Origin of the sequence: Microcoleus sp. BROC3, assembly GCF_036702515.1 — a bacterium.
Lineage (GTDB): Bacteria > Cyanobacteriota > Cyanobacteriia > Cyanobacteriales > Microcoleaceae > Microcoleus.
Genome location: NZ_JAUBTQ010000022.1, coordinates 66,716 through 87,390 on the forward strand (window position 1 = coordinate 66,716; position 20,675 = coordinate 87,390).

The following is a 20,675-nucleotide window of genomic DNA, read 5'->3' on the forward strand; positions in this document are numbered from 1 at the left end:
TTAAATTTCAATTACCGTATTTCTATGGATAGCTTACCCAGGATTTTGGAGTGTCATATCACCTTTGGCGAAAATTTACTTACGGGATATTGATCGTAATCGAGCCGATAATCATAGCCGGCGCGATCGTAAATGCCTGCAAGCAATTCCGGCAAATTAACAATAGGTTCTACATCTTCTTCGCGCAAAGGAAGTTGTCGGTCTTTTTGAGATGCTAGCCAACGTTCGTAGGCTTCTCTATCGCCACTTTCTCTCTCAGCGCCCTCTGCGTCCTCTGCGGTTAATCAAAAAAATTAGTGATTTTGGATACAATTCCCGACTAAACAGTCGATCGCACTCCTCAATTTTCGATGCGGATCTAAAATTCACCTAAAGTTCGACGCCCTTTGGCAAAACCCTTCCTAAGATAGAAGTTGGGGGACGATCGGTCTTGTAGCCGATTCAGGGGGCAAGTGTCAAGGACTCCATCGAACCCAAATCCAGAGCAGCAAGACAGGGAGGACATCAAAATCATGGTAAACGCGCCGACAGGGGAAGCCCGCCTGGGCCCGATCGATCAGGTGCAAGCCTTAGACCGCGATTGCACGACTCTATCCCGTCACGTACTCCAGCAACTTCACAGCTTTTCAGCAGATGCTCAGGATCTCAGTGCCCTGATGAATCGCATCGGACTAGCTGCCAAGCTGATCGCGCGGCGGCTCAGCAGAGCCGGGTTAATGGCAGATGCCTTAGGGTTTACAGGGGCTGTGAACGTGCAGGGAGAATCCGTCAAAAAGATGGATGTCTATGCCAACGAAGTGTTTATCTCGGTATTCCAGCAAAGCGGACTGGTATGCCGCTTGGCTTCCGAGGAAATGGAAAAACCCTACTACATTCCCGAAAATTGTCCGATCGGGCGTTACAGTCTGCTCTACGACCCCATAGACGGTTCTTCCAATCTTGACACCAATCTCAATGTCGGTTCCATATTCAGCATCCGCAAGCAAGAGGGGGACGATGCAGACGGCTCTGCTTCCGACTTGCTGCAACACGGGCACAAACAAATCGCTGCCGGCTACGTCCTCTACGGCCCCAGTACCATGCTGGTTTATTCGATCGGCCAAGGCGTTCATTCCTTCACTCTCGACCCCAGTTTGGGCGAGTTCATTTTAGCAACCGAAAACATTCAGGTTCCAGACAGCGGCCCGATTTACAGCGTCAATGAAGGCAACTTCTGGCAGTGGGAGGAATCTTATCGGGATTACATTCGCTACGTGCACCGCAGTCAAGGCTACAGCGCCCGGTACGGCGGGGCTTTGGTGGGAGATTTCCACCGGATTTTATTTCAGGGAGGCGTGTTTTTGTACCCCGGAACGGTCAAAAAACCGGAGGGCAAATTGCGCTTGCTCTACGAATCTGCTCCTTTGGCGTTTTTGATGGAGCAAGCCGGCGGGCGCGCCAGTACGGGCACTCAAGACATCTTAGACGTTGTGCCGACCAAACTGCACGAGCGATCGCCCTTGATTATCGGTAGCAAAGAAAATGTAGCGATGGTCGAGTCTTTTATTCAAGATCGATCGCGGAATCCTAGAACCGTCCAAGAGTGAAGGAAGTTCGGCAACGGATTGTGTAACGGATGTAACGGATGTAACGGATGTAAAGGATAGAAGGAAGAAGGAAGAGGGAAGAAGGAAGAGGGTTTTAACTTATAACTTTCGACTCCCAATTACCAATTCCCCATTGCCAATTTTCAATTACCAATTTTCCATTTCCAATTTCCAAGTCCCAATTCCCAATTATCAAATTGTAGGAGTTACAGTAATGACAGCAACGTCAACGAATCACCTGTTAGAAATCAAAGAAATTGGCCAAAGTATCTGGATGGACAATTTGACTCGCGATCTGATCGAGTCCGGCGAACTCAAACAGATGATTGAAAGTAGGGGATTGCGCGGGATTACATCTAATCCGGCTATTTTTGAGAAAGCGATCGCGGGTAATGTGATTTACGACGCGGATATCGAAGCTGGCATCCGGGCGGGTAAATCTGTCATGGAGATTTACGAATCTCTGGTATTTGAAGATATCCGCAACGCTTGCGACATTTTCGCCCCGGTTTACGCAGAGTCGAAGGGTTTGGACGGTTACATAAGCATAGAAGTGCCACCGACGATCGCCAACGATACAGAAAGCACGATTAGCGAAGCCTTGCGCTATTACCAAGCCCTCGGCAAAGAAAACGTGATGATTAAGATTCCGGGAACCGCTCAAGGTTTGCCCGCAGTCGAGCGAGTCATCAGCGAAGGCATTAACGTTAACGTGACTTTACTGTTCTCAGTTGACAGCTACGTCGAAACCTTCTGGGCTTACATTCGCGGTTTAGAAGCGCGGGCGGCTAAAGGTTTGGATATTAGCAATATTGCTTCCGTTGCCAGTTTCTTCTTGAGCCGGATCGACATCAATATCGATGGCAAGATTGACGAGAAACTCAAAAATGTCACAGATATTTCCACAAAAGCTAAACTGGAAGCAGTGAAGGGGAAAATTGCGATCGCCAATGCGAAGATAGCTTACCAGAAGTATAAAGAGATCGTAGCGAGCGATCGCTGGCAAGCATTAGCGGCTAAAGGAGCGAAAGTGCAGCGCTTGCTGTGGGCTTCCACCAGCACCAAAAACCCCAACTACAGCGATGTGATGTACGTCGATGAACTAATCGGCCCCGACACCGTTAACACTTTGCCGCCAAACACCGTTGAAGCTTGTTTCGATCATTGCGATGTCGCACCCCGGATTGAGAACAACGTTGCAGAAGCTTACACCCTGATCGAAAGTCTCAAAGATCCCGACATCGACATCAACTTGGACAAAGTGATGGGAGACTTGCTCTTGGACGGGATTGAGAAATTCGTCAATCCGTTCCAATCCCTGATGGATTCCTTGCAAGAGAAAGTCCAGAAGTTGTCACCCGTCGCTTAGGCAGATATCTGTATCCTGAAAGGCAGAAGCATTTAGGAATCGGAGTAGATAATTATTTGGGTTCTTAAAGGCTGAGTTTTAAATCCTCTCTAGGAATTTTGAGATTAATTGGTGTCAGAGTTCCTAGAGAGCAAAATCATCTGCCTCCTCTAGCAGTATTAAGAATCGATTAACTCTCTCACCCAGCAACTAGCAGAAATGACCGCAAACTATCATGATGTCTTAGCACGGTTAACAGCACTAGAAAAAGGAAAGTAAATGGTAACGCTACTTGAAAATCCACTGCGGGTCGGTTTGCGAAAAGAACGAGTGCCGGAACCACAAATTCTGGTAATCTTCGGAGCTTCTGGGGATCTCACCCAGCGCAAACTGGTACCTGCCATTTATCAGATGAAGCGCGATCGGCGCTTGCCACCGGAAACTACCGTGGTGGGAGTAGCCCGCCGCCCTTGGAGTCACGATTACTTCCGAGAGCAAATGCGCGAGGGCATTGAAGAATTTGGCGGCGGCATTGGCAAAGAAGAATTTTGGCAAGATTTCGCTCAAGGTTTGTACTACTGTCCCGGCGACATTGACAACCCGGAAAGCTATCAAAAACTCAAAGCTTTCTTAGCGGAACTCGACGAAGAAAGGAGAACTCGCGGCAATCACATATTTTATCTCTCAGTTTCTCCGAACTTTTTCCCAGAAGCAATTAGGCAACTGGGCGCGGCTCAAATGTTGGTTGACCCAGCAAAACACCGCTTGGTAATTGAAAAACCCTTCGGCCGCGACTTGAGTTCGGCAAAAGCTCTCAACCGAGTCGTGCAGCAGGTTTGCCAAGAACAGCAAGTTTACCGGATCGACCACTATTTGGGTAAAGAAACTGTTCAGAATTTAATGGTATTCCGGTTTGCTAACGCGATTTTTGAACCGCTGTGGAATCGGCAATTTGTCGATCACGTACAAATTACAGTTGCAGAAACAGTAGGCGTAGAAGACCGGGCCGGTTACTACGAATCCTCTGGGGCGTTGCGGGATATGCTGCAAAACCACTTGATGCAGATTTTCTGTCTGACGGCGATGGAACCGCCGAACTCGCTCGACGCTGACAGCATCCGCACCGAAAAGATGAAAGTTCTGCAAGCAACTCGCTTGGCAGATTTGAATAACTTGGAGTTCTCAGCGATTCGGGGTCAATATTCCGCAGGTTGGATGAAAGGGAAACCGGTGCCGGGGTATCACGATGAACCGGGGGTTGCTCCCAATTCGACAACGCCGACTTTTGTGGCGATGAAGTTTATGATTGACAACTGGCGCTGGCAGGGAGTGCCTTTCTACCTGCGAACCGGCAAACGGTTGCCGAAAAAAGTTAGCGAAATTGCGATTCAGTTCCGCGAAGTTCCGCTGCTAATCTTTCAGTCCGCGGCTCAACAAACTACTCCTAACGTTTTGACTATGCGCGTGCATCCGAACGAGGGGATTTCGCTGAGGTTTGAGGCGAAAATGCCGGGGCCGGATTTGCGGACGCGGACGGTGGATATGGATTTCAGTTACGGTTCTTCCTTTGGGGTGACATCTTCGGATGCTTACGATCGCCTGTTAATTGATTGTATGCTGGGCGACCAAACTTTGTTTACCCGTTCTGATGAAGTGGAAGAAGCTTGGCGGGTGGTAACGCCGGCGCTGATGGATTGGGAATCGTCCAACGAACAGGAGTTGGTTCCTAAATACGAAGCGGGTACTTGGGAACCGGCGGAAGCAGAACTGCTAATTAACAGAGACGGTCGCAAGTGGCGCAGACTTTAAAAGTCATTCGTCAGCAGTCTTTAATTTATTGGTCAGGATTAGCCATTATTGATTAGCTAAAAACCAATGACTAAGAACCAATGACTAATGACTAATAACAAATAACAAAGGAGAAAAGATTTATGACGATGACACCGATGAAAGCTCCCCCTCTGGTTTCCCTGCAAAGTCCTAAAGATGTGTCGATCGACCAAATAGAGGCCGAATTGAGTCAAATTTGGGAAAGTTACAGAGAATCAGGGTCAAATGGTGATGTTCCGATCGCTAGTAGGGCAACAACTTTTACTTTTGTAGTCTACGAACCCGAAGAAACTCAGCGTTTATTAGCGGATCTGGGGTTTTATGACGGGCCGGTGGACGGTATTACCGGGCCGATGACGGCATCTAGCATCAGGGCGGCTCAAAAAGCTTACGGGTTGCCGAGAACTGGCAAAGCTAACGCTGAATTGTTGGCGACTTTGCGGGAAGAAGTGGCTCGCAAAAATTCAAAAGGCGAGGAGATGGGATCGAGTGGTTTGGGTTCCGGGGGTTCGGGGGTGGCTGACGCGATTGTGGCTGCCAATCCCTGCCGGATTATTGCTCTGTGCCCGACGGCGGGGGAAGATACGGGCGTACAGGCTCAAGTCGCGGCTTATTGTCCGGTTCACAAGCGCACCACTGGCAATCTGATCTGCTGCGAGTACATTACGCTGCGGGGTACGGAAGCTGCTTTGGAACGGGTGAGCGGCATCGTGACGGCGTTGACTATCGCTGATTTGCCGACGCTGCTGTGGTGGAAAGCGAATCCTGATGCCGATCGAGGTTTGTTCCAGCGGCTGGCGGCAATTAGCAGTTCTGTGATTGTTGACTCTAGCAGCTTTGCCGAGTGTGAAGCCGAATTGCTGTTGATGCAAAGTCTGATTGAAGAGGGAATTCCGATCGCGGATCTGAATTGGCGGCGGCTGGCCGCGTGGCAGGAGTTGGCTGCTGAGGCTTTTGACGCCCCGGAACGTCGCGCTGCGATTCGGGAAATCGATCGGGTGACGATCGATTACGAACAGGACAATTCTACTCAAGCGCTGATGTATTTGGGTTGGCTGGCGAGCCGGCTTCAGTGGCGTCCGGTTGCTTTCAAACAGGAAGAGGGCGATTACCAAATCAAGCGAATTAAATTCGCGGGGCCGGACGAACGGGTTGTCGAAGCCGAGTTGGCTGCTATTCCTACTGCTGATACGGGCGATGTCCCGGGCGATTTGATTGCTCTGCGTTTGAGTTCTACGAACGAGAAGGCTGACTGCGGTACGGTTCTGTGTTCGGAAGTGGGCGGCTGTATGCGGATGGAAACGAAGGGCGGCGCTCAAACCGATCGGTTCAACCAGGTGAGTCCTCTGTTCGATCAGGTGACGGAACAGTTGCTGGGCCAACACTTGCTGAGTTGGGGCCGGGACGTGCTTTACGAAGAAAGTTTGGCAGTGACGGCTCAAATGCTGAAGTTAGCTAAGCGGTAAAAAGAAGTTCGGCAACGGATTGTGTAGCGGATGTAACGGATGTAACGGATGGATGGAATCAGGAGAAAGGAGAAAAAAATAAGCAAGACGGATTGAGTTAATATTCAGTGGGGCAGGCAATGTCTGCCCTACTTTTATTCTTCTCTTTTCTTCCTTCGCGCTCTTAGCGTCTTCGCGGTTCGTTAAATAGTTATTATTTGAGCGGTGCGAGAGCAATACTCATAACTTTATCAACTGTCTATTTTTATGAGGAAAGATTGCTTAAATCTTGATTGATACAGAAACCGCAGATACAAGGCAGATTAACACAGATAAACGCAGATAATTTCCTAATTAGAAAGTGACGTGGGCAATCTTATCTATTATTTATTTTAACTGACTAGAACTATGGCTTTAGTAATTGCTGGCGAACGCAGCGGTGCGGGAAAGACGACTGTGACGATCGCCCTTTTAGCTTATTTAATCCGCCGCGGCTTGAATGTTCAATCTTTTAAGGTAGGCCCGGATTACATTGACCCCATGTTTCATGCTTTTGTTACTGGTCGCCCCTGTCGGAATTTAGACCCGGTATTAACGTCTGAATCTTATGTAAAAAAGTGTTTTTCTCGTCATATTCAAGATGTCGATTATGCCTTAGTTGAAGGGGTGATGGGACTATTTGATGGAGTGAGTCGAAAAAATCAGGAATCAGGCAGGCAGGACACGGATTTTGACAGGGATACACGGATTAATTATCGAAAAGAAGAAGGCAATTATGATTTTTCCTTTGCTTCTACGGCTCATGTGGCTTATTTGCTGAATTTGCCGGTATTGTTTGTGATAGATTGCAGCAGGCTCTCTGGTTCTGTGGCTGCGATCGCCCACGGTTTTCGTTCTTTTAACCCTAACCTTAAATTCGCTGGTTTGGTGCTGAATCGGGTGGCGAGCGATCGACATTTGGAACTGCTTCAAGATGCTCTCAAACCGCTCAATTTACCTATTGTGGGCGTTTTGCGTAGGGATGAGGCTGTTACTATTCCCGATCGACATTTGGGGCTGATTCCTGCTGAGGAGTTGCCGAATCTTCATGCTGCGATCGATAAACTGGCTGATTTGGCTGCTGTTAGTTTTGACTGGGAGCAACTTTTGCCTTTGTTGGCTGCAACTCGAAATGGGGGGGGTGAGGGGTCTGAGCAACTTTTGGGTAGACACAATCTCCCTTACGAAATTGTAACTAAAAAAGATGATGTTGTCAACTGTTTGGGAAAACAATTTGGAGTGAGGATTGCAGTTGCGCGCGATCGGGCTTTTAATTTTTACTATCACGACAATCTTGATTTGTTGGAAGAGTTGGGTGCACAGTTGGTGTTTTGGAGTCCCCTTGATGACTCGGTTTTTCCTGACAATGTGCAAGGGTTATATTTTGGTGGTGGTTTTCCCGAAGTGTTTGCTCAAAAATTGAGCGGTAATGTTTTAATTCGGGATGCGGTAAGAAGTGCTATTTTTTCTGGAATGCCGACTTATGCGGAGTGCGGCGGTTTGATGTATTTGTGCGATTCTATTGTAGACTTCGATGGCAATTCTTGGCCAGGGGTGGGAGTATTGCCGGCTGCTGCTGCGATGGGAAAGCGTTTGACGCTGGGATACAGAGAAGCTGTGGCGGTGAGGGATAGTTCGGTGTTAACTGCTCTGGATGAGGTTTGGGGACATGAGTTTCATCGATCGCACTTAACTGTGGAACCGACTAATCCAGTTTATCACAGTTGGAGGTATGGGAAGCGAGGGGAAGTTGAGGCGGTTGCTGAAGGTTGGGGAGTTTGTCAGGTGCACGCTTCTTATTTGCATTTGCATTGGGGTGCCCGGCCTGATATTCCGGCTCGTTTTTTGCAGCAGTGTGCTGATTTTTATTGTAAGGGTGTTTTGGGCGATCGAGAAAACGAACTAGATTTTTTTATTTAATTAATTAACCGCAGAGGACACAGAGGGCACCCACAAGAGAAGAGAGAGGAGTTACTGTATTAGAATATTTATGACGGATCAAGCTAGGGATGTTGGGATTTATGAGCGAATCAATTTCGACTAAGCAGTTATCCGCAGAATGGGTGACACCGGAGAATTTTCGGAGTTACGGTCAAGTTATCTTTCCGGCTGTTGATGGCAAGTCTTTCGATGCTGAGGATGCTCAGTTAAATTTGCAAAATGGTATTCCTAGATTTTACATTATGCGGCTGCACCATAAAGGTCGCAAGTTTGGCAAAATTACGCGACACGTTCAATGTACTCAGTGTTTGGGTTCTTTGGAGGGGAAGGATTGGTTGATGGCGGTTGCGCCTCCTGGGGATAGCTATAAACCGAGTTTAGAGGATATGGCTGCTTTTCGGATTCCGGGCAATTGTTTTATTAAGTTAGATGTGGGGACTTGGCACGCTGGGCCGTATTTTGATGCGGATTTTGTTGATTTTTACAATCTGGAATTGAGCAATACTAATATGGTTGACCATTTTACCTTTGATTTGGTAAAAAATCACAATCTGGAGTTTGAGATTGTCTGATATTGGCGATTTGTAGTGGCGCTTTTTTCGGGGTTATTGTCGTTATAGCTTGCTTTTGTTAGTAAGATTTTTTAACCGCAGAGGGCGCAGAGGACGCAGAGGAGGAAAAGGAGGGGATTCGCAAGTGATGGGAGATTTTTTTTTGCCTCACTAGGCTGCGTAGCAACTAGGAAGGATCACGTTTACAAGTGTTAAATTTAGGTGCAATTGTCATGCCTGAGCAAAAGTATAGCATTGTTCTGCGCCAAGGTCGTTTGTTAGGTGCGATCGACGATCGCCCAACGGTAGATATTGCTATCGATGATGACCAAATAGTCGCCGTTTCGCCTCGGATATCAGAATTGGGCGAACGCGAAATCGACATTCAAGGCAATTTAGTTAGTCCTCCTTTTGTGGAGTCGCACATTCATCTGGATTCGGCTTTGACTGCGGGGGAACCGCGATGGAATCAAAGCGGCACTTTGTTCGAGGGAATTCAAATCTGGGGGGAACGCAAGCAAAGTTTAACTCTCGATGATGTCAAAAAACGGGCTGTTGAAACTTTAAGGCTGCAAGCGTCTCAGGGAATTTTGTTTGTCAGGAGTCACGCTGATGTTAGCGAACCGACGCTGACTGCTTTGCAAGGACTTTTGGAAGTTCGAGAACAAGTCAAAGATTGGATGACTCTGCAAGTTGTGGCTTTTCCCCAAGACGGGATTTACGGAAGTCCAGAAAATGACAAACTTTTAGAGACATCTCTGGATATGGGTGCGGATGCTGTGGGCGGGATTCCGCATTATGAGTTGACGCGGGAAGATGGGGTGAAGTCGGTTGATCGAATTTTTGAACTTGCTGAAAAATACAATAGATTAATAGATGTTCACTGCGATGAAATCGATGATGAACAGTCGAGATTTTTGGAGGTGGTAGCAGCTTGTGCGATTAGAAGCGGGGCGGGTTCGCGGGTGACGGCTAGCCACACGACGGCTTTCGGTTCTTATAACAATGCTTATGCTTTTAAGCTGATGGGAAGTTTGGCAAAATCGGGAATTAATTTTATTGCCAATCCTTTAATTAATATTACTCTGCAAGGCCGCGCTGATACTTATCCCAAACGCCGTGGGGTCACGCGGGTTAAGGAGTTGTGGCAACAGGGATTGAATGTGAGTTTTGGCCACGACTGCGTGCAAGATCCTTGGTATAGTTTAGGTACGGGAAATATGTTGGATGTCGCTCATATGGCGGTTCATGTTTGTCAGATGACGGGAATGGCTGAGATTGCAGCTTGTTTTAATATGGTCACTGTCAACGGTGCGAAAACTCTCTATCTGGGAGATGATAATTATGGGATAGATGCGGGTAAACCTGCAAATTTGATTGTGTTGGATGCGGATGATTGTTATGATGCAATTAGGAGGCGCGCTGCGGTTCGGTATGTGATTTCGCGGGGTAAGTTGCTGGCGGAAACTGCACCTGCTAAAATGAGTTTTTATTCGGTTTGACAAACAATATTTTAATCTGTTAAATTGTGAATCAAGGTGCTATTCCCGATGAGAGTCCGAGAAACTTGCAGGAGCAACTGCTACTGCAAGATGCTAAGGCTGGTAATTGCAAAGTAATTCGTCGCGGTACAGATAGATTGTTGGGGGATGCGCCGAGACTTATTGCTGTTTATGGCGGGAATTCTGAAGATTGGGATAAAATGACAAGTATTGAGGCTTTTGAAATTAATGGAGCTTCCGTACAAGTTCATTGGTTTCGGAACAGTCAGACTCTTCAAGATGTGGAGTTTAAGTTCAAGCGACAGTATCCCAAAATTGCTCCTAAAAATTTGTAGGTCATCAAGTTATGAAAATTCGTTGTATTGCTAATACGGGTGAATCTCTACCTGAAAATTATATAGATCCGCCACGCGGTTACACTAAAAAAATTAAGTTTGCATTAACAATAGGCAAAGAATATGTTGTTTACGCTATCCGAGAATGGCAAGGTAGTATTTGGTACTACATCTGCGACGATATTTTTAGCTATTATCCAATGGAGAATCCGGCACCGATGTTTGAAGTGGTTGACAGTAGGGTTTCTAAGTATTGGCGGTTTGAACTTTCGCCCAATGGTTTGTTAATGATAGCGTTTGAGCAGTGGTTTACTGACCCTTATTTTTATGATAAGCTAACCGACCAGGAAGAGGCGGAGGTTGAGATTTTTGAGAAGGTTAAGGAATTGATGGATGCTGAGGATTTTGCTTTGCCTTCGCTGGATGTGGCAGTTGAGAAGTTGCGGGAAACTGTCAGTGTTTGAGTGGGAACAAACATCGAACCGGGCTGAATTTATGAAATATACTAATTAATCTGGCCTAAAAAATGTCAAAATAGTTGTATTCGTAGGGTGGGCATTGCCCACCGGAACATTGGTAACTAATGCTTTTACACCCCTGATATTTAACGGTACACGACCGCATCAAATTTTATGAATGATAAATTTAAACCACTAGACCGCGATGATGATGTTTTGTTGTTCGATAACAATAATACATTTACAGTAGCGAAATTCAAGGATGTAGTTAGTAAAGAATTTACGGAAAAATTTTTAAATATTTATCCCTGGAAAGTTAGGGGTGGTACTTCGGAAGAACGTGCTGATATAAAAACCGACATAAATAAAATTTCCTTCGATTCCGAACGTTATATGTGGAACAATGAAATTCACTGGGAAGGTAAAGGAGTAAGCTGTAAACTTCTCAAAGTAGGTTTTGGAGGGTGGCAGGAAGGAACAGTAAGAGTGCAGGCAAGAATAGTAAATTCATATTATGAAAATTACGATGCTCAAAAGTATAAGAAAGCTGTTATAGATATATGTATAGAGTTCTGTCCCGATAAACCAACTGAACCTATATCGCCTCTAGATGATATCAGACAATCCGAGGAATACAAAAAACTGCTCGAAAATAACTAACAGCCCGATCGCGCTTACAATACAATCATCGATCGCACTTATATCTGAATCTTAGATTTTTAACCGCAGATGGGGCGGATGTACGCGGATGAACGCTGATGTTTTTTTGGGAGGGACTCATGGTAAATGTAGAAGAATATGTCGATCGCACGGCCGAACTGATAAACTTACCCTTAGACCCGGAACATCGTCCAGGCGTTGTGGTAAACTTCGAGAGGATAGCTGCGATCGCCCGACTGGTTACTGAGTTTCCTTTACCCCCAGAAGTAGAAGTCGCGCCGGTGTTTGAACCTTAGATCTTTAACCGCAGATGAGGGCCGATGAACGCAGATGAACGCAGATGTTTTTTAGATAAGGCTGATGCGGTTGCTACGGCAGCGGCGGTTAAATCGGGTAAGGTTACGGCTACAGTGGCGGTAAATGCTGCTTTGGAACGGATTGCTGTTAAGGATAAAGCTTTTAATTGCTTTACTGCCATCACTGCATCAAGCGCACTCGCAGCAGCCGAAAAAATAGATAATTCGATCGCAAATAACGAAAACCCAGGCCCTTTAGCAGGCGTTCCCTTCGCTGTCAAAAACCTGTTCGACATCGGCGGAATTACCACCCTAGCAGGGTCAAAAATCAACGCTGACAATCCTCCGGCTACCCAAGACGCGGCGGTGGTCGCCCGACTAAAACAAGCCGGGGCTGTCCTCGTGGGTACTCTCAACATGGACGAGTACGCCTACGGTTTCGTCACGGAAAACAGCCACTACGGCCCGACTCGCAATCCCCGCGATACTACCCGCATCGCCGGCGGTTCCAGTGGTGGTTCCGCAGCAGCAGTCGCCGCCGGTTTTGTACCCTTCACTCTCGGTTCTGATACTAACGGTTCCATCCGCGTACCGGCTGCTTTGTGTGGTGTCTTTGGGTTTAAGCCTACTTACGGCCGTTTGTCCAGGGCTGGCGCTTATTTATTTTCGAGTAGTTTGGATTGTGTCGGGCCGTTTGGGCGATCGATCAGAGATATGGCGCTGCTGTACGATATCCTGCAAGGCCCTGATTCTCGTGACCCAGTTTGCACTCAACGCCCGCCAGAACTTTGTTCGCCGCAGTTAAATCAAGGCATCGAAGGATTGCGAATTGCTGTTGCTGAGGGGTATTTCGCCACAGGGGCCGAACCGGAAGCAATGGATGCTGTAGAAATAGTTGCTAAAGCCTTGACAAATATATTGGAGTGTGGTAATCACACAGAAAAAACAACAAACCCCCCAAAAATAGGGGGGCTTGCAACTGTCAGCATACCGGAATCCGATCGCGCCAGGGCTGCGGCATTTATCATTACCGCTTGCGAGGGGGGAAACTTGCATTTAGACAATTTGCGATCGCGCCCTCAAGACTTCGATCCTGCCACGCGCGATCGCTTTTTAGCGGGAACCCTGATCCCTGCGACTTGGTACTTGCAAGCGCAGAGATTCAGACAGTGGTACCGATCTCGAATTCGCGAAATATTCCAACACGCAGACATCATCCTCGCACCCGCAACCCCGATAGCTGCCCCTGAAATTGGCGTCGAGAAAATGGTAATAGCCGGACAAGAAATCTTAGTGCGTCCCAATCTCGGACTGTTCACCCAACCCCTATCATTTATTGGCTTGCCCGTTCTTTGCGTGCCCGTACAGCGGCCCGGCGCTTTGCCCTTGGGCGTACAAATTATTGGTGCTCCCTACAGCGAAGCGGTGATTCTCCGAGTCGCTGCGGTACTAGAATCGCAAGGCATTATATCTGCCGAATCAATTTAGTGCTAATAATTCTAGGGCTTGTTATTGCGGTGAAAGCGTCTCTTAGTCCTTCTGGCAATAGCTTTGCGCTTCTGCTTTTCCAACGGAGTTTCAAAGTGGCGGTGCTTTCTCATGTCGGGGAAAATACCCGCTTTAGAAACTTGTCGCTTAAACCGTCGCAGGGCTGACTCAATCCCTTCATTTTCGCCTATTACAACTTGGGTCATTATTTCTCCTTAGTGTTTGTCAGATCAAGTTTTATCATATCAAGGTTTTTGACCGCGCGACCTGTTGAAGGTCGGGCGATCGGTCAAAACCCCAAAATTATAGCAAATCGGCTGCCCTCACCGCTCTTGATTCTTTAGTTTGCACAGACAGACTTTGTATGTCAAGGCGCGAATTAGATTCCTGCGGTTGAATCAGTTTGGGCTATCAACTGATTTTCCTGCCGCAGGTAAGCTTGAATAAAGGGGTCTAATTCGCCGTTCATGACATCTGCGATGGCGGTTGTTTCCACCCCTGTACGCAAATCCTTGACCATTTGGTATGGGTGAAAAACATAATTGCGAATTTGGTTGCCCCAAGCCGCCTCCACCATATCGCCACGAATCTCGGCAATTTCCGAAGCCCGCTGTTCCTTAGCAATCACCAACAGCCTAGCCTTGAGTAATGCCAAAGCTTTTTCCTTGTTTTGCAACTGACTGCGTTCCTCTGTACAGCGGACGGCCAAGCCAGTAGGAAGGTGAACGATGCGGACTGCGGTTTCTACCTTGTTAACATTTTGCCCGCCCTTGCCGCCCGCACGGGAAGTGGTGATTTCCAAATCTTTTTCGGGAATGTCCAACTTGACGGATCGATCGAGAATTGGCATCACTTCAACGCCTGCAAAACTGGTTTGACGCTTGTCGTTAGCATTAAAAGGCGAAATTCTGACCAAGCGGTGAGTGCCTTTTTCCGATCGCATATAACCGTAAGCGTAGCGGCCGACAATTTCCAAAGAAGCAGATTTAATACCTGCTTCCTCTCCCTCGGAAATTTCCATTAAATGTACTTTGTAACCTTGACTTTCCCCCCAGCGGGTGTACATCCGCAGCAGCATTTCTGCCCAATCTTGAGCATCTGTGCCGCCGGCCCCGGCGTTAATCGTCAAAACGGCGCCGCCTTCATCGTAGGGCCCCGATAGTAATTGTTGCAGTTCCCACTGGTCGAGTTCGCGGGTTAACTGAGAAAGACTCGATGAGGCTTCTTGGAACAGGGACTCGTCGGCTTCTAACTCCAGCAGTTCTAAAATAGCTTTAGCATCTTCCAAGCTCGTTTGCCAGCCGCGGTATTGGTCTAAATGAGATTTGAAGTCATTGAGTTCTTGGAGGGTTTCTTGAGCTCGATCTTGGTCGTCCCAAAATGCTGGTTGGGCGCAGATTTGCTCTAAGTCTTGAATTTTGGCTGTAAGTGCGGGGATGTCAAAGATAGTCCTGGGTTGTACCCAGTCGATCGGACAATGTTTCGATATTGTGTTTGATGTCTAGAACTTCCACTGTGAGTTCTCCTAGTTGTGGGGTGTATTTTTAAGTTTAGCTGAAATTTTGCTCTAAATGTGCAAATCAATTTTTCAGTAGCACACCAGCTTTGATAAATGAGTCAATTTTGCCGTCGAGCACGTCGGCGACGGCTGTTGTTTGGATTCCTGTACGGAGATCCAGAACTTTGCCCTGGTTCGCGCTGTCGCTGGCAAATTGATATTCCCGAATTGGTTGGTTGAGGACTGTTTTTAGGAGCTCGCCCTGAATATCTGTAAGCTGTTGAACTCCTTGTCTTTGCATAATAGCAAACAGTTTGCTTTTGAGAAGCGCCAAAGCCCTTTCTCTATTTTGCAATTGACTCCGCTCCTCCCCAGATATTGCAGAAATACCAGTAGGAACATGAACAATCCTCACCAAAGTTCGGATTACACAGCTCACGTAGGGAGAAGGCAAGATTATTAATTCTAAATCCTGCTGTGGAATCTCCAGTTCCACATACATTGGCACAACTTCCACCGTCACTGAACTCGCCTGCTTTCTGGTAATATTAAAAGGCGATGTACGTTTCAGTAGATGCACTCCGGTTTCTGACTTTAGATAGCCGTAAGCGTAACGTCCGTCTATTGCCAAAGTTAGAGAATTAACTCCTCCTATTTCCAAAATAGCCGAATTAATTTTTACATACTCCAATGGGGAATCTTCAACCACCATAACTCTATAGCCTTGGTTCAGTCCCCAACGATAGTACATTCTCAGCAACATTTGTGCCCAGTCTAGAGCATCTAAGTCATCTATTGCTGCATTAATTATCAGGTAGGCTCCATTTTTGTCGCAAGGCCCGCTGAAGGATTGCTCTAATTCACACTCTTCGAGAGAGCAGTTTAGTTGAGCTAAATTAGTTTGAAGTTCTTGCTCTAGTTCGTCGTCTGCTTGAAATTCGAGTAACTCCAGTGCTGCTGTAGCATCTGCCAAAATTGTTTGGCACTGGTTGAGTTTTGCCTGATAGGATTGGAGTGCGTCTAGTTCTTGGAGTAGCCGTTCTACTGTCTTGATGCTTTTGCCAGATTCCGGCTGTGCTGCTAGCTGTTGTAACTTTTCGTTCTCGGCAGTTAATGCTGAGCTAAAGATAGTCTTGTAGACTGGTTAGGCGATCGGAGAAAGTTTCGATATTGTGTTTGATGTCTAGAACTTCCACTATTACTTTTCCTAGTTGTGGCGTGTATTTTTGATTTTAGCTGAAATTGGAATCTTTCAACAAAATGTTATTGATTCTTCCTGATTAGATATGGTGCGAACCCGTTGAATTAAAAACTTTACCGCATTGAAAATTCAAAAAAAGTTGCTATAAACTAAAATCAGGTTAACGATCTCGATGGAAGTTAACTGCCATGATTTCCCCAGAACTAAAATTAAGCTTGCCGTCCACCGAAGACCTGCCCTGTTCGGACGATACCCCTGTGGATAACGAAGACCAGAATCTGCTACCCAACCTATTGTTGTTTGTCCTGACCGGCATTTGGTCAGATCGCATGGATTGGTACTTTGGGGTGGATATGGCTGTGTATCACACCACAGGAATAAGTCCCAAAGTGCCTGTCGTCCCCGACGGGTTTCTCAGTTTGGGGGTGGAGCGCCGAAAAGGAGGCAAATCTCGCCGCAGCTATGCTGTCTGGGAAGAAAACGAGGTTGTGCCGATCGTAGCATTGGAAATGGTGTCTCACAAACCCGGCGGGGAGTACGACGAGAAGATGTCGATTTATGCCGGTTTAGGAGTTTTGTACTACATTATTTACAATCCCGAATTTTGGCGGCGCGATCGGCATCAACCGTTTGAAGTGTACAAGCTGATTGACGGGCAGTACAGGCAGCAGATTGGCGAACCCTATTGGATGCCAGAAGTGGGACTGGGCATGGGGCGCTCGGGGCAACTTATTGGGGGCATCGAGCAAGAAATTCTGGTTTGGTACGACGAGTCAGGAAATGTCTATCCCCTGCCGGATGCAGCGGCGGGGCAGATGCGCGAGCAGTTGAGGGTAGAACGACAGCGAGCCGAACGCCTAGCTGAGTATTTGCGATCGCAAGGGATCGATCCCGATAACCTGCCTGAATCGTGACATGAAATTCGATCGGCTTCACCGCATTCTTCTTTCTTTCTTGTGAGAACTGTCAACAGTCAACAGTCAACTGACTTCTTCCTTCTTATATATACTGCGAACCTGTTGAATTGAAAGTTTTACCGCATTCGTGAGCGCATACGTCCAACCTTTTAGAACAGGAAAAACTTTTTGTGAGGTCTTCGCGAAACCAATCTCTGGCGATCGCATCTTTCACAGATTGAGTTCTGAGAGAATTAAAACCATTTCCGTACTTTTCAATTAAAGCCAGCATTTGCGGTCTGTAAGTATGGTTATAAACAGCGTATTTAGTATGGCTTACCCAACAGCAAGGCCAGAGTTCCGCTTCAAAACTGATGAAAATCTCTTTGGTGGCTTGAGTTTGACAGCTAATTTCTACATTACGGTAGTAATTGTTTAGGCTACCAAATTTTTCTACAGCTTGGATAAATTGGTCTCCCTGGGGATTTTTATATTGTTCCAACGATGGGGGTTGAAGTTCTTCGCTGGCTGGGTTTGATGGGACAGAAGGAGTTGCTTCTGGTGCTTGAGAGGTTTCGATAGCTATAGCTTGATACCAAGCATAATTTGCTTTTTCTGGTTGCCCCAACTGCGTCAACACTTTAGCTAAATTGCGATAAGCTCCTGCAAAAGTGGGTTTAAGCTCGATCGCCTTTTGGTAATAAGCACTAGCTGGCTGCCACTGTTGCTGCTGGGCATAAAGACTGCCGACATTAGCATAAACTTCTGGAAAATTAGGCTGAATTTTTAGGGCCTTGGCATAACAGTCTGCTGCTGCTTGCATCTTCCCCAAACCTTGAACAGCATTGCCCAAAGTTTTCCATGCTGCTGCAAAATTAGGTTGAATTTTTAGGGCTTGTTGGCTGGCTGCGATCGCCTCTGATAGCTTTCCTTGTTTCAAGCATTTCTCAGCTTGTCGGTGGAACTGAAGCGCGGCCGGTTCTTGATGCTGAGGGGCTGATACATTAGCGGTTGCTGGTTGGTTTGGGCGATCGCTCTTAGCCTCTACCTGAGAGTTTTCTGCCTTCTGAGGCTGTTGATTTGCGGACTCTTTGTCATAAATCTCTTTCGCCACAAAACGAGAGGTAGCTTTCGGTACAAACTCGACAAATCCTAATTGTTGGGCTAAATCCCGCGCTGCTTCTACTTGGTGCTGGTTGTGTTCAAATATCAAGTAATGCCATACAGCTTTTCCGCCAGCTTGGATAAAGGCCTTAACCGACTGCATTATCCTGTCCCAATTGGTATTTTGGCGGTAGATGCTGTTAGTATCGACCAACCCGTCGATACTAAAAATTACGCGATCGTGTTCTCCTGTCATCGCCTGTGCGAGGGCTTGCCACCAGTCTGGATTGCGTCCGCTACCGTTGGTGTACAGGCAGATATGAGGAACTCCCATGCGGTGCAAATACTCGATCGCGGGAATTGTGGTATTGCTAGTCATAGCATCGCCGTAGTTGCCGCACATATACACCAAATCCAACTGAGAGCAAAACTCTTGTGGGAAAATTCTCTCAATATCCTCCATCTTTAATTCCGCCCCCGGCAAAATCGGGTTGCCGGTGCGGGGGCACTGCGGACAAGCTGCATTGCACCGGGAGGTAATTTCTACGCTGACTCTCCTGATATCTTCATATTTTAAGTACATGAGTTTTCCCCAATTAATTTGTGATTAATATTATTGAAATCGCGATCGACACAATTAGATAACAAGAGCTTTGATTGAGTGATTAAAAAGTAAAATTATACCTTATGCCGGCCGGCTGTGAACATGATATAAGTTTTTTGTATGAAGGACAGAGGAGGCGAGGACGACTATCTTGATTCCAAATCTTAATTAAAAAACCGCGGCCGGAAGTCGATCGAGCCGCGGTTTTTTTAAGCTAAAGTTTCAATTAATCGCGGCCGTTGAGAGCAATCAGCAGGCGCAGAATGAAAATGAACAAGTTGACGTAGGTCAAGTACATCGACAGAGCGGCGGGCAAATACTGGTCGTCGCGGTAGCTGCGGGGTAATATGTAAAAATCGACGATCGCAGCGCCGGCGAACAGAAATACGCCGATGCCGGAAATGCCAATTTCCAACCAAGTTGGGGTGTAGATGCCAAATAGAGAGAGCAGAAACTGACCGCCAACGACGACTAACAAAGCAATGACACCTAAACTGATAGTTTTGGTGAGGGCCATGCCGTCTTGTTCAGAAAGGTTGGAGCCAATTTGGCGGGCGGCGATAAAAGTAATGCCACATCCAAGTGCAGCAAAACCAATACCGGCGATGCCGACGCCTTCGCTTCTGAGGGCTATAGACACCAATCCGCTGAGGGTGTAGCCTGTAAGCAAGCTGTAGGTTGCCAGCAGAGGCAAAGCGGTATTTTTGTTACCTTGTTCGGCAGCGCCGCGGGCGACAAAGAACAGAATTAATTGTAGGACGATCGCGCCGATGAAGGTGGGAAAGAAGATCCCGGGATAGTTGCGGATCACTCCGAGGCCGCCGTAGGCGCCGACAGCAGTTAAGACAAGTCCGCCGCCGACGAAGGGGAGAGCGTTGGAGATGACGTTGGGGCCTACTAGCGCTTGGTTTTTGGCCTCGCGCACGGCTTCGCGGAAATTGCTGGTGTTACTCACGAGGATTTACCTAATTTTGGCTGAGAATTGCTATCTATATTTTGACAGCTTTACACTTTGTTTGCAAAACCTGGAAGAGTTTAAAGATTTGATAAAGAACGGGTGTGAAATCACTCCCAAGCAGGGAGCGATTGTTTATAATTAACTGCGTACAAGTCTGTGCCGTGTCGCCCTATTGCACCGTTGCGCGTCGCGGCAGATCTATAATTGAGGTTAAAGATCCGGCGCTATCTGCCGCGAGGGGTAAGCTTAAAGTCGATCGAATCGCAGATAGGCGAGCTCAATCAATTTGGGATTTGGGATTTGCGATTTGGGATTGAGGACTATATGCTAGAAGCAGGGGCCGCAGTTGATTTTAGGTTGTTGATTTGGGGCTTAGTTGAAAATAGAGACAGGAAACCCCAATAATCTAAAATCTCAAATCTCAAATCGCTTGGGTTAGTTGCTAAGGTAGCTCAGACAGGGAAGGCCCAAAAAATTAACGATCGAGAGATCGAGTTCGATCGACAAAATGCTAAACAGGTAATGTCCAATGCCCACCTTTTTTCCTAGCAAATTATTGCCAACTGCCGCCGGAATTTTATTGGCTGCCGCCGCTGTGATTTCCGGCAGTCAAGCTGCCGTGGCGGCTAATGTCGGAGCCGTTTTTACCGCTGCTTCAGGGCAGGGTTCAGAAAATTTGCTGCTGGCTCAAATCGGTCAACTCCGACAAGGTACAACTTCTCCCAGCCCGAGTCCGGGAAGCGTAAGACCGGTGCCTCTGCCCGTGAAAATTCCTGAGCCTTCGACTGTGGTAGGGTTGGGTTTAGTTGCGGGTTCGCTGGCTGTGAGTCGCCGGAGAGTGAGAGTTAAAAATTAGACTTTTGGTCAAAAGTCTAATTTTTGGATTTTTAACCGCAGATAAATGCGGATAAACGCAGATAAATGCGGGTATCAGG

Annotated in this window: 20 protein-coding genes; 14 read left to right on the top strand and 6 right to left on the bottom strand. The window is 47.1% G+C overall.

Going from position 1 to position 20,675, the window contains the following annotated elements; genetic code table 11:
• Positions 1-53: 53 nt before the first annotated feature.
• The gene (locus QUB30_RS15890) at positions 54-188 is read right to left on the bottom strand and encodes a DUF4058 family protein (RefSeq protein WP_445300506.1); all 135 of its coding nucleotides are present in this window, start codon (positions 186-188) and stop codon (positions 54-56) included.
• A 324-nt stretch (positions 189-512) separates the two neighbouring features.
• Between QUB30_RS15890 and fbp the strand changes: the two genes are divergently transcribed.
• The 12 genes from fbp (at position 513) to QUB30_RS15950 (ending at position 13,479) form a co-directional block, all read left to right on the top strand.
• Positions 513-1,586, top strand: a complete 1,074-nt coding sequence (fbp, locus tag QUB30_RS15895) for a class 1 fructose-bisphosphatase (protein ID WP_333334917.1) — start codon at positions 513-515, stop codon at positions 1,584-1,586.
• 214 nt (positions 1,587-1,800) lie between these two features.
• Positions 1,801-2,955 carry a transaldolase gene (tal, locus tag QUB30_RS15900; RefSeq protein WP_333334837.1) on the top strand — a complete coding sequence of 385 codons (1,155 nt, stop codon included), beginning with the start codon at positions 1,801-1,803 and terminating at the stop codon, positions 2,953-2,955.
• Between the two features lie 258 nt (positions 2,956-3,213).
• A complete protein-coding gene (gene zwf, locus QUB30_RS15905) occupies positions 3,214-4,743 on the top strand; it encodes a glucose-6-phosphate dehydrogenase (protein ID WP_333074181.1) in 1,530 nt (509 codons plus the stop codon).
• Positions 4,744-4,865: 122 nt separating this feature from the next.
• Positions 4,866-6,230 carry a glucose-6-phosphate dehydrogenase assembly protein OpcA gene (gene opcA, locus QUB30_RS15910; RefSeq protein WP_333334840.1) on the top strand — a complete coding sequence of 455 codons (1,365 nt, stop codon included), beginning with the start codon at positions 4,866-4,868 and terminating at the stop codon, positions 6,228-6,230.
• Between the two features lie 387 nt (positions 6,231-6,617).
• Entirely contained in the window at positions 6,618-8,168 is a 1,551-nt protein-coding gene (locus QUB30_RS15915; RefSeq protein WP_333334842.1) for a cobyrinate a,c-diamide synthase, read from the top strand.
• A 101-nt stretch (positions 8,169-8,269) separates the two neighbouring features.
• Positions 8,270-8,761 (top strand): ureidoglycolate lyase, encoded by a 492-nt coding sequence (locus QUB30_RS15920; protein WP_333334845.1) that lies wholly within the window; start codon positions 8,270-8,272, stop codon positions 8,759-8,761.
• 212 nt (positions 8,762-8,973) lie between these two features.
• Positions 8,974-10,242 (top strand): cytosine deaminase, encoded by a 1,269-nt coding sequence (gene codA, locus QUB30_RS15925; protein ID WP_333334847.1) that lies wholly within the window; start codon positions 8,974-8,976, stop codon positions 10,240-10,242.
• A gap of 26 nt (positions 10,243-10,268) precedes the next feature.
• Positions 10,269-10,577 (top strand): hypothetical protein, encoded by a 309-nt coding sequence (locus QUB30_RS15930; protein ID WP_333146788.1) that lies wholly within the window; start codon positions 10,269-10,271, stop codon positions 10,575-10,577.
• Positions 10,578-10,588: 11 nt separating this feature from the next.
• A complete protein-coding gene (locus QUB30_RS15935; RefSeq protein ID WP_333334849.1) occupies positions 10,589-11,041 on the top strand; it encodes a hypothetical protein in 453 nt (150 codons plus the stop codon).
• Between the two features lie 168 nt (positions 11,042-11,209).
• Entirely contained in the window at positions 11,210-11,695 is a 486-nt protein-coding gene (locus QUB30_RS15940) for a KGK domain-containing protein (RefSeq protein WP_333334850.1), read from the top strand.
• 119 nt (positions 11,696-11,814) lie between these two features.
• A complete protein-coding gene (locus QUB30_RS15945) occupies positions 11,815-11,991 on the top strand; it encodes a DUF4089 domain-containing protein (protein WP_015176516.1) in 177 nt (58 codons plus the stop codon).
• A gap of 24 nt (positions 11,992-12,015) precedes the next feature.
• Positions 12,016-13,479 (top strand): AtzE family amidohydrolase, encoded by a 1,464-nt coding sequence (locus tag QUB30_RS15950; protein ID WP_333334852.1) that lies wholly within the window; start codon positions 12,016-12,018, stop codon positions 13,477-13,479.
• Between the two features lie 11 nt (positions 13,480-13,490).
• Here the strand turns inward: QUB30_RS15950 and rpsU are convergent, their stop codons facing one another.
• The 3 genes from rpsU to QUB30_RS15965 all read right to left on the bottom strand — a co-directional run bounded on the left by rpsU (position 13,491) and on the right by QUB30_RS15965 (position 16,106).
• Positions 13,491-13,685, bottom strand: coding sequence for a 30S ribosomal protein S21 (gene rpsU / locus QUB30_RS15955; RefSeq protein WP_006632476.1), 195 nt, complete (start codon positions 13,683-13,685; stop codon positions 13,491-13,493).
• 173 nt (positions 13,686-13,858) lie between these two features.
• Positions 13,859-14,993, bottom strand: a protein-coding gene (prfB, locus tag QUB30_RS15960; RefSeq protein ID WP_333334854.1) for a peptide chain release factor 2 whose coding sequence is annotated in 2 segments (ribosomal slippage) — positions 13,859-14,920 and positions 14,922-14,993 — 1,134 coding nt in all. Because the reading frame shifts where the segments join, the coding sequence is not laid out codon by codon here.
• Between the two features lie 66 nt (positions 14,994-15,059).
• A complete protein-coding gene (locus QUB30_RS15965; protein WP_333334920.1) occupies positions 15,060-16,106 on the bottom strand; it encodes a PCRF domain-containing protein in 1,047 nt (348 codons plus the stop codon).
• A gap of 260 nt (positions 16,107-16,366) precedes the next feature.
• Here QUB30_RS15965 and QUB30_RS15970 point away from each other — a divergent pair, with 260 nt between their 5' ends.
• The gene (locus QUB30_RS15970; protein ID WP_333334856.1) at positions 16,367-17,092 is read left to right on the top strand and encodes a Uma2 family endonuclease; all 726 of its coding nucleotides are present in this window, start codon (positions 16,367-16,369) and stop codon (positions 17,090-17,092) included.
• Between the two features lie 85 nt (positions 17,093-17,177).
• On the opposite strand, the gene QUB30_RS15975 is transcribed toward QUB30_RS15970, so the two are convergent.
• Positions 17,178-18,761, bottom strand: a complete 1,584-nt coding sequence (locus QUB30_RS15975; protein ID WP_333334858.1) for a tetratricopeptide repeat protein — start codon at positions 18,759-18,761, stop codon at positions 17,178-17,180.
• 247 nt (positions 18,762-19,008) lie between these two features.
• Positions 19,009-19,737 (bottom strand): Bax inhibitor-1 family protein, encoded by a 729-nt coding sequence (locus QUB30_RS15980; RefSeq protein ID WP_333334860.1) that lies wholly within the window; start codon positions 19,735-19,737, stop codon positions 19,009-19,011.
• A gap of 532 nt (positions 19,738-20,269) precedes the next feature.
• Between QUB30_RS15980 and QUB30_RS15985 the strand changes: the two genes are divergently transcribed.
• The gene (locus tag QUB30_RS15985; RefSeq protein ID WP_333334862.1) at positions 20,270-20,596 is read left to right on the top strand and encodes a PEP-CTERM sorting domain-containing protein; all 327 of its coding nucleotides are present in this window, start codon (positions 20,270-20,272) and stop codon (positions 20,594-20,596) included.
• Positions 20,597-20,675: the final 79 nt, after the last annotated feature.